The sequence below is a fragment of the Stenotrophomonas sp. PS02301 genome, from assembly GCF_029959485.1.
Taxonomy (GTDB): Bacteria; Pseudomonadota; Gammaproteobacteria; order Xanthomonadales; family Xanthomonadaceae; genus Stenotrophomonas; species Stenotrophomonas maltophilia_Z.
Map to the genome: position 1 here is coordinate 13,115 of NZ_JASCOO010000030.1, position 15,019 is coordinate 28,133.

At 67.8% G+C, this 15,019-nt stretch carries 11 protein-coding genes; 3 read left to right on the plus strand and 8 right to left on the minus strand.

The window, feature by feature from the left end:
• Positions 1-41 precede the first annotated feature (41 nt).
• The 5 genes from QMX81_RS09770 to QMX81_RS09790 form a co-directional block, all read right to left on the minus strand.
• Positions 42-1,409 (minus strand): type II and III secretion system protein family protein, encoded by a 1,368-nt coding sequence (locus QMX81_RS09770; protein ID WP_282261000.1) that lies wholly within the window; start codon positions 1,407-1,409, stop codon positions 42-44.
• A gap of 19 nt (positions 1,410-1,428) precedes the next feature.
• Positions 1,429-2,466: a Flp pilus assembly protein CpaB gene (gene cpaB, locus QMX81_RS09775; protein ID WP_282261001.1), complete on the minus strand. Its 1,038-nt coding sequence runs from the start codon at positions 2,464-2,466 to the stop codon at positions 1,429-1,431.
• Between the two features lie 19 nt (positions 2,467-2,485).
• A complete protein-coding gene (locus QMX81_RS09780; protein WP_282261002.1) occupies positions 2,486-2,974 on the minus strand; it encodes a pilus assembly protein in 489 nt (162 codons plus the stop codon).
• Positions 2,971-3,516, minus strand: a complete 546-nt coding sequence (locus QMX81_RS09785) for an A24 family peptidase (protein ID WP_121037004.1) — start codon at positions 3,514-3,516, stop codon at positions 2,971-2,973. The genes QMX81_RS09780 and QMX81_RS09785 overlap by 4 nt, the downstream gene beginning before the upstream one ends.
• A gap of 97 nt (positions 3,517-3,613) precedes the next feature.
• Positions 3,614-3,805, minus strand: coding sequence for a Flp family type IVb pilin (locus QMX81_RS09790; protein WP_121037003.1), 192 nt, complete (start codon positions 3,803-3,805; stop codon positions 3,614-3,616).
• Between the two features lie 793 nt (positions 3,806-4,598).
• Between QMX81_RS09790 and QMX81_RS09795 the strand changes: the two genes are divergently transcribed.
• The 3 genes from QMX81_RS09795 (at position 4,599) to QMX81_RS09805 (ending at position 11,258) form a co-directional block, all read left to right on the plus strand.
• On the plus strand, positions 4,599-5,588 hold the full coding sequence (locus tag QMX81_RS09795) for a helix-turn-helix domain-containing protein (RefSeq protein WP_282261006.1): 990 nt from the start codon (positions 4,599-4,601) through the stop codon (positions 5,586-5,588).
• Positions 5,589-5,802: 214 nt separating this feature from the next.
• Complete coding sequence (locus QMX81_RS09800) at positions 5,803-10,335, plus strand: YadA-like family protein (RefSeq protein WP_282261008.1); 4,533 nt, start codon at positions 5,803-5,805, stop codon at positions 10,333-10,335.
• Between the two features lie 77 nt (positions 10,336-10,412).
• Positions 10,413-11,258: an OmpA family protein gene (locus QMX81_RS09805; protein ID WP_282261041.1), complete on the plus strand. Its 846-nt coding sequence runs from the start codon at positions 10,413-10,415 to the stop codon at positions 11,256-11,258.
• A gap of 200 nt (positions 11,259-11,458) precedes the next feature.
• Here QMX81_RS09805 and QMX81_RS09810 read toward each other — a convergent pair whose 3' ends face one another.
• From QMX81_RS09810 to QMX81_RS09820, 3 genes are all read right to left on the minus strand, one after another.
• Complete coding sequence (locus QMX81_RS09810) at positions 11,459-11,956, minus strand: fasciclin domain-containing protein (protein ID WP_259462148.1); 498 nt, start codon at positions 11,954-11,956, stop codon at positions 11,459-11,461.
• A 311-nt stretch (positions 11,957-12,267) separates the two neighbouring features.
• A complete protein-coding gene (locus QMX81_RS09815) occupies positions 12,268-13,152 on the minus strand; it encodes a phosphatase PAP2 family protein (protein ID WP_282261012.1) in 885 nt (294 codons plus the stop codon).
• 88 nt (positions 13,153-13,240) lie between these two features.
• Positions 13,241-14,932, minus strand: a complete 1,692-nt coding sequence (locus QMX81_RS09820; RefSeq protein ID WP_282261013.1) for an ATP-binding protein — start codon at positions 14,930-14,932, stop codon at positions 13,241-13,243.
• Positions 14,933-15,019 lie beyond the last annotated feature (87 nt).

A 15,019-nucleotide genomic window follows, 5' to 3' on the forward strand; every position in this document is an offset into this window, starting at 1 on the left:
GCAGAGTGGCGGACATGAGGGGCGGGTTCCTGGCATTGGGCTCAGCGCGAGAAGCCGGGCAGCTGGTCCGAGGAGGCCGGGCTCAGCAGCCAAGCACCCCATACCGGCAGGTTCGGCGATGCCTCGCGCTGGCCCGGCAGCGGCACTTCGGTGCCCTGGGCCAGCGGCTGCACCAGCCGTGGCGTGACGATGATGACCAGTTCCTTCTCTTCCTTCTTGTAGTTGAGGGTGCGGAAGAACGAGCCGATGATCGGCAGATCGCCGAGCAGCGGCACCTTGTCCACGTTGGAGCTGACGTTGTTGCTGACCAGCCCGCCGATCACGAAGGTTTCGCCGTCGCCCAGCTCGACCGTGGTGTCCGCGCGGCGCGTGGTGATCGACGGCACCTGCACGTCGTTGTAGGTGATGCCGGCGGCGTAGTTGAGATCGCTGGCTTCCGGGGCGACTTTCAGCGCGATGCGGTTCGGCCCGAGCACGGTCGGCGTCACGGTCAGGCCGATGCCGAAGGGCTTGAACGTCACCGTGGTGGTGCCCAGGCCCTGCGGCTCCAGGATCGGCAGTTCGCCACCGGCCAGGAAGCTCGCGCTCTGCCCGGACAACGCGACCAGGGTCGGCTCGGCCAGCACCCGGGCCATGCCGTTGCTCTGCAGCAGGTCGATGTTCGCGTCCCAGCCGTGGGTGAGGGATTTGAACACCAGCCCGAACGCCGAGGAAAGCGGGTTGGTGATGATGACGTCGTCCGGGCCGGCCGATTCGCCTGCCGGCAACACGCCGGGCAGGGTCGCGCCCGGCCGGGTGATGCCGTAGTAGAAGCCGTTGTTGCGGTTGAAATTCTTGTTGCCGAAGCTCATGCCGATCTGGCGCAGCACCGACTTGTTGAACTCGACGATCTTCACCTCGACCTGGACCACGCCGCCACTGGCGATGGTGGAGACATCGGCCAGCTGACCGTCTTTGCCGACCGCCATCGCCGCCGCCTTGACGCTGTTCTGGTGGTCCAGCAGCGAGGGGCTCAGGCCCTGCAGCAGGCCTTGACCGTCCTGCACGATCAGCTCGGTGCCACCGCCCTGTGCGCTCACTGCACCCTGGACGGCGCTGCGTACTTCCACCTGCAGCCGTTCCGGCTCGCGGTTGCCATTACGCCACAGCAGCAGGGTGGTGCTGCCGGGCGCCTTGCCGACCAGCAGCGCCTCGCGGCCACGCAGCATCACCACGTCGGCCACGCTGGGGTCGGCAATGGCCACCCGCTCCAGGTTGGCAGGCAGTGACCACGGGCGCTGCTCGCGGGTCTGCAGCACCAGCTCCGCCTCGGCGCTGGCCAGCAGCGGGCTGCCGATCAACACGCCGGCCAGCAGGCAGCGCGGCAGGGCGTGGGAGAGGCGGCGCGCGAGGGTGGGGCGTTCGGTCATGGGCTGTCTCGGCATGGGCTCAACGCGACCCGCTATGGGAGGAAATGTCACCACGGATGATTTCAATGCCCCGGTCCGCGCGCGGTGCAGCGCGGCGCGGGGCGCTGCTGGGCAGTGGCACTGTCGCGGCGGCACTGCGCCCGCGCCCGGCCAGTGCGTCGGTGTCGATGCCGGCGTAGGCGTCGTTCTCCGGGCGCTGCAGGGCAAGCCGTTCGTCGGGCGACAGCTCGCGGCGCGGGTTGAGCACGCGGCTGGGCGTGGGGAACAGCGCCTGGTCCGGCAGCCCGATGTCGGCCGGGTTGCGCAGCGCCAGGAACAGCTTGCCCTGCTGGGCACCGAGCAGCAGCCGGTTCGCCTCGGCGACCGGCACTGCGAGCACGGCGCTGCGTGCCGGCGCTGTCGTTCCATCGCTGCGCGAACTGCTGGCCGTCGTGCTGCCGCCGGTGATGTCCTGCGCCCGGCTGTCGTCCGGCGCGGGCGCGCTGCCATCGCTCGGCATGCTGGCAACGCTCTGGATGTCGTGCGCGCCATAGCTGAGAACACGCAGCCGCGACAGCAGCAGCCGGGTCTGCGCGTCACCGTCATCGCGCAAGCCGCCGGACGCGCGCAGGTTGAGGAACACATCGACGAAATCACCGGGCTGGATGCGGTTGCCTGCGGCGACCAGCTCGTCCACCGGCACCGCCAGTGCGCGCTCGCCGGGATTCAGGCGCAGCGAAAAACCCTGCGCGATCTGCGCGGTCTGGATCTGCGTGCCGGCCGCGATGTCCTGGGTCGGCACGGCGCCGACCAGGGCGTTGATCGAGGTGTAGGCGCCCACGGGGCGCTGCGGATGACCACTGACCCGCAGGTCCTCGGCGTCGATCGGCCGCCCGGCGGGCAGTGCGCTGGCGGCTTCGACCACGGGCCAGGTGGCCGGTTGGGCGGGCGCGCCGACGGTCGCGGGCGTGCCCGGTGCTACCTCGCTGGCACGACGGCTGATGCCGAAGGCGACGAACGCCAGGATCACCGCCAGGCCGATCAGCAGGATCGCGGCGACGCGGGTCAACTTGAGCATGCGGTTCTCCGGAGTGTCATCAGTTGCCGCCGAGATCGAGTTGGGACACGGCGGTGCTGTGCAAGGGCTTGGGCATCACCCAGCCATAGACGCGGCCGGTGCCGGGCAGGAAGGGGTGGGCGCCGTAGTCATAGCTCACTTCCACACGGATGCATTGCACCGCGGGCAGATCCGCGCAGGGGGTGGGCGTGGAAACCGTGATCGGCGGGGCGCCTGCGGTAGCGCAGTCCGGCGTCTGCTTCGCGTAGGTCAGCAGCCACTGCATGGAGCGGCGTGCCGCCAGGCAGGCGGCGGTGCGGCGTTCGCCCGGCGTGGCATGGCGGAAGGCGGCACGTGCACCCTCGGCCGATGCCGCCGAGAGTGTCTGCTGCACGGCCATGATCATGACGCCGGAATAGGTGACCAGCAGCAACGGCAGCAGGCCGAACATCAGCATCAAGGCAAATTCCAGCGTGGCGATGCCGCGTTGGCGCCGGGCAGGACGGCGGTCTGGGAGCGCGACGCTCATGCAGCACCGCCGACGTGCTGCTGCAGCACCCACCACAGACTGGCGAACGCCAGGTAGGCCGCATACGGGATGCCAACCCGCCCTTGGCGTGCGTGACGCCATTGCGCGATCACCGGTTGCAAGCGGCGCGACACCGGGCCGCTGGAGACAGTGGAGAACGCGCCGTGGGACAACGCAGGTGCAAGGCGCCGCGCGACGATGACGCACATCGCATGTGCGCCGGCGAGCAGGCTGGCGATGATCCAGATCGGCAGCAGCGGCGAGGCGCCCAGCAGCAGCCCTAGCACGGCGAAGTACTTCACATCACCGGCGCCCATCCAGCCGATGGCATAGAACGGCAGCAGCGACAGCAACCCCAGCGCGAAGCCGAGCAGATGCGTGCCCGGAAAGCCGCGGCCGGCCATCAGCCACTGCCAGGCAAGCGCGGCCAGCGCCACCCCGGCAGCCAGGAGCAACCCACGATTGGATACCCGCCGGGCATACAGGTCGTGGATGGCGACCTGTACACCCAGCAGCAGTGCCAGCAGGGGAAGAAGTTCCATGCGGTAAGTCCCCCGAATCGGTCGTGCGACAACGTGATCCGTGCCATGCCGTCGCCGCGGGAGAGCCGGGCGACAGCGCTGGCGTCAGATCAGACGATCAGGTCGATGCTTTCGCAGTCGCGTCGTCAACAACCGTACCGAGCTTCTCGAAGAGGTTCTCGAAGAAACCCTGGATTTCCTTTTTGCCGACGGCCACCAGAATGCCCGCGATCACGGCGGCCAGCAGGCCGTACTCGAGCGCGGTCACGCCATCTTCTTCCACGAGGAACTTGCGAACGGATGCATTCATGACGGTTTCTCCCTTTCCCAATCAGAGCCCGAACGGGCGGATACAGCCCCTGGTACCGATGGTGTTGCCTGGCTCCGCCAGGACGGCCATCCAGACCGCGCATCCTGCGCGGTGCAGCCCTTACAGGCCTGCGCTATCGAGCGGACAGTGCCCGATCGACATCATTGGCGGCAGATCGCGCTGGACAGTGCGGGCATTGCCTGCGACGTGCGGCAGTGGCAATGCGGGCACTGAGAATGAAGGTTGCTGTCCATGGCGTTCCCCCTGCGTTACAGCATCACCGTGTCGGTACAACCGGGCGTCCTGATCTGGATGCTCGACGAACCGCGCGGTATCCAATACACAAAATCGGCAGGCGTCGTTTCAACTTGAGTAAATGACGATTCTTTTTCTGCGTATTGCGTGGAGTTGATGTAATCGCGGCAAAGTGAAGTGCGGGTGTAGATTATGTGATGGCCCTGTGATGTCAACTTTTTGACACGATTGGCAGGCGCATAAACGCTGGATTTCACGCAGGGCGGTCTTGGTTGTGACGGTGATTATGATTCTGTTTACCTGCCGTCCAGTTCGGGCATACTTGCCAAAAATGCGCATCCACGGCTTCGCGTAAATCGATGTCGCATCGAGTGAATGATTTAGCTGCGATCACTGAATGATTTAGGTGGGCGGGCTGGCAGGCATCGCCGCGGCGGGTTGGCCGTAGCAGGATGCGCTGCAGGACACGCAGGAGTGCGCACCCGGTGGCCATGCGGCGCAGGCACCGGAGTTCCAGGCCAAAGGGGGCATCACTGTCATGGTAGATGGTGTGGTGGATGACCAGATCCAGAGCGGGCTGCGGGCATTCGACCTGGCCTCGCTCAGCGGCGTGCTGCGCGTGTGCGATCTGGAGATGGTGCTGCTGGATGGCAACGGCCCGCGTGCCGCGATTGAATCGCAGGTGCATGACGAAGCGTTGTTCTGCACCGCGGTGAGCGGTTTTCATTTCCGCGGCCGCTTCATGCTGCCGCAGGACTGGTGCCTGCTCGGGCTGATCCATGCCACCGATGAGAATGTAAGCTGGTGCCATGGCATGCCATTGGCCGCCGGCATGGCGTTGACGGTGCTGCCCGAAGGCATCAGCGAGTTCACCCTCAGCGCCGGCACCCACCTGACCCTGCTGCTGGCGCCGATGCAACGTGTGCAGCGCAAGCTGACCGAGTTGAGCCTGCGCAATACCCTGCCTTCCGGGCAGGCGCTGTCGTTGTTCCAGGCGGGGGGAAGCGGCGGAGGGGCACGGCTGACGCAGCGCTATGCCGATGTGCACGCGGCCTTGGCCGGGCAGGGCGGTGTATTGGCGGCCGATGCGGTGGACGCCCTTCTGCATGACCACATCCAGGCGCTGCTGGGCGCCGGCAGCGATGACCACCCTACCTGCAGCCGCGGCCGGCGCACGCATTATCTGATCGCGCAGCGTGCCGAGAACTTCATGCGGCTCAATCTGCGTCGTTATATCTATATGAATGAAATCTGTGACGCAGCCGGTGTGAGCGAGCGCGCGTTGCGGTATGCCTTCGAAGATCTGTTCGGCACCTCGCCCAACCGGTATCTGTCGATGCTGCGGTTATGCGCAGCCTGCCGCGGGTTGTCGATGGCCGATTCCAGCCGCAAATCGGTGAAAGCCATCGCACTCAGCTGCGGGCTGTGGGATCTGTCGCGATTCGCCGACAACTATCGACGCGTGTTCGGCGAGCTGCCGCGCGACACGCTGATGCGTGCGCCGGCCCAGATGGGCAGCCCGGCCTGAGGGTTACGTGGGCAGCTGCGTGCCCGCCGTGCACGTATTCGGCAACCTGCCGAAATTGCCTATCGGCCTGCCGGTTTTACCCCTCGTCTTGCCGGAACGCACGTGTGCGCTGCCGGAATGAAGTGCTCGCGGTTTGACCCCTCGACTGTAATGACATCCACGTGCCGTCAGGCACCGGTGATGTTCAACGCATTCGTACACGGGGGAATACCTGATGAACCGTATCTTTCGATTGGTGTGGAGCCACCGGCTGAACGCCCTGGTGGTCGTCTCCGAAATCGCCACGGCGCGCGGCAGCCTGGCTGCTGGCCCGGTGGTGGTGCATCTGAAGGTGCCGATGTCGGTGCTGTCGCTGGGTCTGTCGCTGGCACTGTGCACGGGCAGTGCATGGGCGGGCGAGAACCAGACCCTCACCGACCTGCAGGCACTGACCGCCAAGTACACCGCACCCCTGCCGGTGAAGCTCGATGCCGAAGTGGCGCTGGCCGCGGCGGCGCGTGATCGTGGCACGGCCCCCCTGCTGAGCGTGGATGCCAAGGTCAATCTCAACCTCGGTACACCGACGGCCCAGCGGCCGGCGCTGCAGGTACATGCCGCTGCGCAGGCGAACGCGGACCTGCCCAGGCGCGTTAACGCGCCGGGTGCCCAGGGGGCGGCCCTGGCCGATCTGGGCATCGCGGCAGGCACGGGTAACGGTGCCAGGTTGAATGCCCATGCCGACATCGATGCGGTCGCCGCGGTTGCGCCGACGCCAGCGACGGTGCGGGTGCCGGTCAAGGCCGAGGCGAAGGCGGCGGCGGGCGTGGCGGTCGCCGCGACGCCGTCACCACGGAAGGTGGCACTGGAGGCCAACGTCGATGCGGCCGCCCAGGCACGCCTGGCGGCGGCCGAGGTGCAGGCCAAGGCGGCATTGATTGCCGAGGCCACGGTAACGCCCGACGCACCGGATGCCGTGCAGGCATCGCTGGCCAGCAACGTCGCCGGCGGCGTGCGGGTGGATGCAGTCGGCCACCGGGTCGATGCGGCCGACCGCAACCCCAAGCGCGTGGATGCCGGCGTCAGTGCCGTGCAGACCAGCTCGATGGCGCTGGCGCCGAACGGATTGGGCAACGCGCTCGGTGGGTTGTTGAACGGTGTGGGCGGGGCCGTTGGCGGCCTGCTCGACGGCGTCGGCACCACGGTGGGGGCGATCACCACACCGGTGCTCGGTGCGGTCGGTGCGATCACCACGCCGATCCTCGGCACGGTGTTCCCGGCGCCGACGTCGCTGCCGCCGGGAAGCCCGAAAGGGCCGGCACCGGCCGATCCCAATGCCGGCCTGGTCATCGGTACCGCCGGGTTGGTCGGTTCGCTCTCGCAGCTGGTCGGCCCCACCGCGCAGGGTTTGCTGGGTGGGGATGGCTACGTGCGCAATGGCAATCTGTCGGTCAGCAGCGCCAACGTGATGCAGACCTACTCGGTGACCAACGTGCTGGGCCTACCGGTGGTCAACCTGACCCCGGTCGGCACGCTGCTCGATGGCCTGGGCAATGCGAGCACCGGCGGCAGCTCCCACCTGACCCTGATCGGTGGCGTCACCTCCGACAGCTACATCTACAACATCAACAACGGCAATCCCAATGGCCTGCTCGGCCTGCTGCTGCCCGACGGCTCGCCGGCGTGGTCCAACACCTGCGTCAATCTGCTGGTGGCGAGCGTGGACTGCTGGGCGGTCAACGCTGCGCAGGATTACCAGGTACTGGTCGGCGATGGCGCGTTTGCCAACGGCTCCAAGGAAGTGGTCATCGGTGCCAACGCACGGCATGAGCTGCCGCGGCAGGATGCCAACGTCGCGTTCCCGGGCGTCGGACTCAATGATCCGACCGACCCCACCGGTGTGCCGACCGCGGATTACGCCGCGCGCATGGGCCATTCGGTGGTCGTCGGCGATAGTGCGACGGGCACCGCCAACGGCCAGACCATCCTCGGTGCGGAAGCCACCTCCAACCAGGCCAACAGCGTGGCGCTGGGGTACCGTTCGGCCGCCAACCGCGGTGCGCAGGCCAGCTACAGTGCTTACGGGCTGAACGGGCAGCAGGTGTCGGCCGGTGAAGTCTCGGTCGGCTTCGCCGGCGGTGAGCGCCAGATCAGCAACGTGGCTGCCGGCAGCGCCGCCACCGACGCGGTCAACGTGGCCCAGCTGCAGGGCGCGATCTCGCAGATCGATGCGGTCGGCACGCTCGCGGTGACCTATGACGACGATGGCGCAGGCGGCGCCGACTTCCGCCGGGTCACCCTCGGCGGCGGCACCGGCACCACCACGATCGCCAACCTCGCCAACGGCGCGGTCAACGCAACCAGCACCGAGGCCATCAACGGCGCCCAGCTGTTCGACACCAACAGTGCGATTGTCGACTACTTCGGCGGCGTCACTGGCTACGATCCGGTCACCGGCGCGTGGACCGCACCGAGCTTCCAGATATCCACGATCTCCACCGGCGGTGCAGTCGCGCAGGGGGTGTACAACAACGCCAGCGACGCCTTCTCCGCGGTGGATGGCTCGCTGGTGAACCTCAACACGCAGATCACCGATATCCGCAACGGTGTTGGCAGCCGCTATCTGAAGATCAACTCGACCGGGGCGGAAGCCGCCGCCGCGGGCCTGGACAGCATCGCGGTCGGCACGGGTGCCTCGGCCACGGCCGCCAACAGCATCGCGGTGGGCGCCGGCGCACTGGCCGACCGCCAGGACACGGTGTCCGTCGGTGCGGTCGGTGCAGAACGCCAGGTGGTCAACGTGGCCGCGGGCACCGAGGCCACCGATGCAGTCAATCTGGGCCAGCTGGAGGCGTCCGAACAGGGCGCACTGCGCTACGACCTCAATCCCGATGCCAGCGTGAACTACGCCAGTGCCACGCTGGGCAACGGTGGGGCTGCGACCACGCTCAGCAACCTGGCCGCCGGCAGTGTCACCGCCAGCAGCAGCGAGGCGATCAACGGCGCGCAGCTGTTCGCGGCCAACCAGGCCGTGGCCACCCACCTCGGTGGCGGCGCTGCGCTGGATGCCAACGGCATGGTCACCGCGCCGAGCTACACGATCAGCAACGTGGCCAGTGATGGCCAGGTCACCACGGGCAACTATGACAACGTCGGCAGCGCCTTCGATGCGGTCAGCACCTCGCTGGCCAACGTCGCCGACCAGACCGACACCGTGGACCGGCTGGCAGTGAAGTACGACGCCGATGCCAGTGGCAACGCGACCAACACCATCACCTTGGCCGGCGATGCCAGCGGCGCGGCGGTGGCACTGACCAACCTGGCCGACGGACGCGTGCTGGCCGGCAGCCTGGATGCGGTCAACGGCAACCAGCTGTTCCAGACCAACGCTGCCCTGGTCGGGTATTTCGGCGGCACCACCAACTTCGATGGCAACACCGGCATCTGGACCGCGCCGACCTTCCGCATCTCCTCGATCGCCACCGATGGCAGCGTCATCGCCAACGACTACAGCGACGTCACCGTGGCCTTCTCGGCGGTGGATACCTCGCTGACCAACCTCAATACCCGCATCGACCAGATCCAGCCGGGCGGCAACAGCCAGTACGTGCAGGTCAACTCGACCAAGGGCGCGGCCACCGCGGGCGGTGCCGACGGCATCGCGATCGGGCCGCTGGCGAGTGCGGCGGGCAGCGGCAGCGCGGCGATCGGCGATGGCGCCAGCGCCAGCGCGGACAACAGCGTCGCCCTCGGCGCCGGCTCGGTGGCCAGTGTGGGCGCACAGGCCGGGTACACCGGTGCCTACGGCCAGGCCGGTGCCAGCAACTCGGTGGGCGAGGTGGCCGTCGGCAGCACCGGTGCCGAGCGCAAGGTCACCCACGTGGCGGACGGTTCCGAACGCTACGACGCGGTCAATGTCGGGCAGCTGCAGAGCGGCGTGAACTACGCGATCAGCGAGTCCAAGACCTACACGGACACGCAGATCAGCAACATCAACAACGGTACGTCCGGCATGTTCCAGGTCAACAACACGCAGAACCTGGCCGCGCCGGCCGCCACTGGCGACAACGCCGTGGCCGGTGGCGCCGGCGCCGCCGCTGCGGGCAACAACGCTACGGCGCTGGGCAACGGGGCCAATGCGCAGGGCAGCAACAGCGTCGCCCTGGGTGCCGGTTCGGTCGCCAACCGGGCCAACACGGTCTCGGTGGGCAGCAGCGGCGCGGAACGGCAGATTGCCAATGTCGCCGATGGCAGTGAAGCAACCGATGCAGTCAACGTGCGCCAGCTGCAGGCCTCGCAGCAGGGCACGATCCGCTATGACAGCAACATCAATGGCACCACCAACCTCAACAGCGTGACCCTGGGCAGTACCGCCACGGGGCCGACGACGGTGCGCAACGTCGCCCCGGGTACCGCCGGGACCGATGCCGTCAACGTGGACCAGCTGCGCAGTGGCATGGCCCAGACCCTGGACTGGTCCAAGGCCTACACCGACGAGCGCATGGACTCGTTCGACCGCAACCTGCAGAAGACCGACAACCGTGCGTCGGCCGGTGTGGCCTCGGCGATGGCGGTGGCCGCCCTGCCGCAACCCTACGAGGCCGGCCGCAGCATGGCCTCGCTCGCCGCCGGCAGCTTCAACGGCGAATCCGGCGTGGCGGTGGGCATCTCCGGGGTCTCCGAAGGCGGGCGCTGGATCTACAAGTTCAGCGGGTCGACCAACAGCCGCGGCGATGGTGGTGTCGCGGTAGGTGCCGGCATCCAGTGGTGACCGCCTCCGGTGCCGGCGCGCTGCCGGCACCGGACCTGCGGTCCGTATTCAACGCATACAGGGGGAACACCATGTCCATGCAGCCCACATCCACCACCCAGGTGCCGCTGTTGCGGTCACTGGGCCTGAGCCTGGCGGCCCTGCTGCTGGGTGCCTGCGCCAGCCACGGCGAGCAACGCACCACACCGTCCACTGCGAGCGCCGACACCGACGCGGCGAGCTTCCCGGATCCCCGCAAAGCCACGTTGAAGGAGGGCCTGTTCGTGGATGTCGATACCCTGCGCCTGTTCGCTCGTGGCATGAGCAAACGCCAGTTGTACGCCCTGCTGGGCACCCCGCATTTCGGCGAGGGCATGTGGGGCGTGCGCGAATGGAACTACCTGTTCAACTTCCGCAGCAGCCCGGGCGGGGACTATTTCAGCTGCCAGTTCAAGGTCGACTTCGATGGCAAGGGCATCGCCCAGGCGGCGTACTGGAAGCCGCAGGCCTGCGCCGCCGTGCTTGATCCGCCGCGCCCCCCGGCGCCCCCGGTACCCGCGCCGATGCCGAGCGAGCCGCTGCGGCTGGCGGCCGACGCGATGTTTGCCTTCGACAGCGCCGTGCTCACCCCCGAGGGGCGCCGGAACGTGGATGCCCTCCTGCAGCAGGTACGCGATGCCAGCCGGGTGCAGACGATCCAGGTGATCGGCTATACGGACCGGATCGGCAGTGACCGTTACAACCTGGTGCTGTCGCAACGGCGCGCCGAAGCCGTGCGCGATGCGCTGGTGGCCGGCGGGGTGCCGGCGGCGGCCATCGTTGCCGAAGGGCGCGGCAAGGCCGATCCGCTGGTGCAGTGCGAGCAGGCGCAGCGCAAGGCCCTGATCGTGTGTCTGGCGCCGAACCGGCGCGTCGAACTGTCGGGCAGGGCACTGCCGCGCTGAAGCCGCACGGTCCCGCCTGCTCACCTCTGTCTGCGCATACCCCGTCGGCGCACCCGTGCGCCGGCGAGGGACCGTCTTGACCTGGCGCGTCGTCCGCACAGCGTGATGTCTCCCCCGTCATCGTTCTGAAGACGGCGCGCCAGGTCATCTCTTCCTCCCACCCGGGGCGGCCGCAGGCGATCTGCGGCCGCCATTGCCGGTTACGGCATCAGGACTTTATCGATCACGTGGATCACGCCGTTGCTCTGCTTCACATCGGCAATGGTCACATGCGCGACCTGGCCTTTGCTGTCGGTCAGGGTGATGCCCTTGCCGGCGACGCGGGCGGTCAGCGCTTCACCTTCGACCGTCGTCAGGCTCGCCTTGCCACCGCCCTGCTTGATCTTGGCCATCAGATCGGTGCTGGTGACCGCGCCGGGGACCACGTGGTAGGTCAGGATCTTGGTCAGGTCCGCCTTCTTTTCCGGCTTCAGCAGTCCCTCCACGGTGCCCTTGGGCAGCGCGGAGAAGGCCGCATTGGTCGGCGCGAACACGGTGAACGGACCGGGGCCCTTCAGCGTATCGACCAGGCCGGCCGCTTTGACCGCCGCGACCAGCGTGGTGTGATCCTTGGAATTGACGGCGTTGTCGATGATGTCCTTGTTGGCATACATCGCCGCGCCCCCCACCATCGGATTGCTGTGCTGCGCGCCCATCATGGGGGCAGGGGCCTGCGCGAAGACGAGCGGGGAAGCGGTGGCGGCGAGACAGCCGATAAGTACAAGGCCTGCGAACTGGATCTTCATGACCAAACTCCCGAATGGATGCGCCGGTGTGACGCACCTTCAGCTACGGCGGGAGTGGCGGGGCGGATGCACTTCAAGCGCACTATTTTTCAACTGTCAGGCGCAGGTGAGGATGGCGTCAGCACGGTGCGATGGCGGCGCCCGGGTGCGGGGTTCAGCGGCCCTGTTCGCTGGTGATGTCGGCGCAGGATGGCATGGGCCGCCGGGTCACGCACGGCCGTGCGCTAGAGGACCCCGGGAATCGGGATGGCCAGCGCTGCTTTCTCCGCCTCGCAGTTGCTGGGCTGCACACTGTTGCTGCGCAGCGACTGGATCTCCGCCCGCGCCAGCGCCATGTCGCGGTTGAAATCCGCGTTGGCATGCAGGGCCGCCACCGCGCCGGCAGCGACCGCACGCCCTTCGAGCACGTCGCTCTGCCAGTGCGCGTTGCAGATCAGGCGGTTTTCACCGAACGCGCGGCCACGTGCGAGCAGGGCGTCGGCGCGCTCCGGGCTCAGCTCGGTCAGCAGCAGGGCCCAGCTCCAGCTGATGGCGGTATGCCCGGACGGATAGGAGCCGTCGGTCCGCAGGGAGGCCTCGTCGGCCGGCGCACAGGTGCCTTCCTTGTAGAACACGAAGGGGCGCGTGCGCTTGTAATGGTCCTTGGCGGCATAGGTGGCCAGCCCGGCATCGACCAGCGTGCGCTGCAGCAGCAGGTACAGCGCCGGCGATGTCTGCTGGCTGATCGGCACCCCGAGCGCGCAGGAGAACGTGTTGGCCACCTGCGGGAAGTGCAGGTCCGAATCCGTGGTCGCCAGCGCGTATCGGGGCGTCCCCCGCAGCTGCTGCGCGGCCCGATGGATGGCTTGATCGTTGGCGAAAGCCGCCGAGCCCTTGGCCGGGGGCGCTGGTAGCAGGGCCAGGCTGTCCGGCAGTGCGCGCCCGAGGTAGCCGGCGGGAATCCCGGGCCGCAGCTCTGGCACCGGCGCCGGCGTGGCGACAGCGCTCGGCGGCGCCGTGGGTGCCATCGTGGATGCCGGCGGCGCGGTACTGCAGGCCGTCAACGCGCAGGTCAGCGCGAGCAGGGCCGCGCCATGGCGACAGCGGGAGGGCAGGGCATTCCAGTGCATGGGGGGATCCACGGGCAAGTGTCGGTTTACTGTGTGCGGGCGACCCACCCTGCACAACCGCCTTTCTACGTGTCCGCCGCCAGTATGTTTACTGGTGCAGTGCCGCCCGCAGGGGGGGCAGATCGACTGCGGCGTCGCCAAGCGGAAAACGCACTTCGACACGGGTGCCCCCCAACGGGCTGGCACTCACCTCAAGCGTGCCGCCCAGCAGCCGCGCGCGTTCTTCCATGCTGATCATGCCTAAGCCCGGCGCGGGCGGTGTCCCGCTGGGCGCAGGCATGCCGACGCCGTCATCGTCGACCCGCAACAGCAGCTGCTCGCCACGCACCGCCACCAGCACGTGGGCCGTACTGGCGCGCGCATGCTTGTCCACGTTGTTGACGGCCTCCTGCACGATCCGGAACAAGCTCAGCTCCTGCTCGTCGCTGAGCCGTGGCGGCGTCTCGATCCGGCAACGCACCCGCAACGCGCCGCGCGCATTGCGCTTGATGCAGAACGCATCCAGCGCACTGGCCAGCCCGGTGAAGCGCAGGATGCTGGGGTGCAGCTCGTGGGAGATCGAGCGGATGTCGTTGGATACCGTCAGCAGCTGCTCCTGAAGTTCCACCACGCTGCGGCGCTCGGCATCGGGAATTTGATTGCGCAATGCGCTCAGGCAGATGGAAATGGCCGCGAGCGACTGGTTGACGTCGTCATGCAGATCGCGGGCGATGCGCGTGCGTTCTTCCTCCTGCACCACCAGCATCCGCCCGGTGACCTCGCCCAGGCGCCGATAGGCCTGCTGGAGCTTGAGGTGATTGGAGAGCTTCTGCTCCGACAGCGCGCCCAGGAACAACAGCGCACACCCGGTGCCCAAGGTCCACGCCTGTGCGGTGATCAGGTTGCGGTCCGGCGTCCAGAACGCGAACGGCCCCATGCCTTCCATGCTGAGCTGCATGCCAAGCAGGGCAACGATCACCATGGCGATCGACGCACCGGTCACACCGAAGACGATCAACGCCCACACCAGCAGCGGAATCGGTACCAGCACCAGCAGGGGAGTGATCACCCCATCACGCCAGTCCACGCCCCAGGCCAGGCCCAGCACTCCCAGCAGGCACAGCGCGACGGCCAGCGTTCGCCAGCGCCATCCATTGCGCCGCTCCGGTGTCTGCAGCACACGCGCGAGGTTGACCACCGCCGGGACGATCAGCAGATAGCTGACGCTGCTGCACAGCATCAACGTGAACATCGCGCCCGGCGCCAGCCCCGGTGGGCCGCCGGCGAACAACAGCGCCTGCCACCAGGCCACACAGCCGGGCACGATAAGGCACCCCAGAAGCACGAACAGGCCGATCTCGCGGTAGCCCTCCAGCGGTGCGCGCTCTCCGCGCCAGCGCAGCAGCAGCCAAGCCGCTGCGATGACCAGCGCGAATTCGCCTGCGCTGGCCAACAGCCGCGGCAGCGCCACGAAAGGCACCAGCACGAAGGCCAGCGCCGTACCCGCACAGGCGGCGAGCACGCAGGTCCGCCATTGCGCCCTGGGGGTAAACAGCAACCAGCCAAGCAGCAGGGGGCCCGGAATCCACAGCACATGCAGCCGGAAACCGGGGATCTGCGCCAGGGTCGGCAGCAGCTGCCCGAGCAGGCACCCCAGCAGCAGCGGCAACACCTGCGTGAGCGCGCTGCGAAGCCCGGGTGATGTGCGTGTGGAGGGCGGGGTGTTGCCGAGGTCGTCCGGCGGAATGTCGGTGGAGCTGTCGACAGGAGCGATGTGCGTTACCGTTGCAATGACGGGCACGTGGACCTCGGCCGGTGCGTGATGAAGCGTCGGATCGATACGCCTTCGGACGTCTCTCGATGTGATGCGTTTCACGCTTGCGGGGAG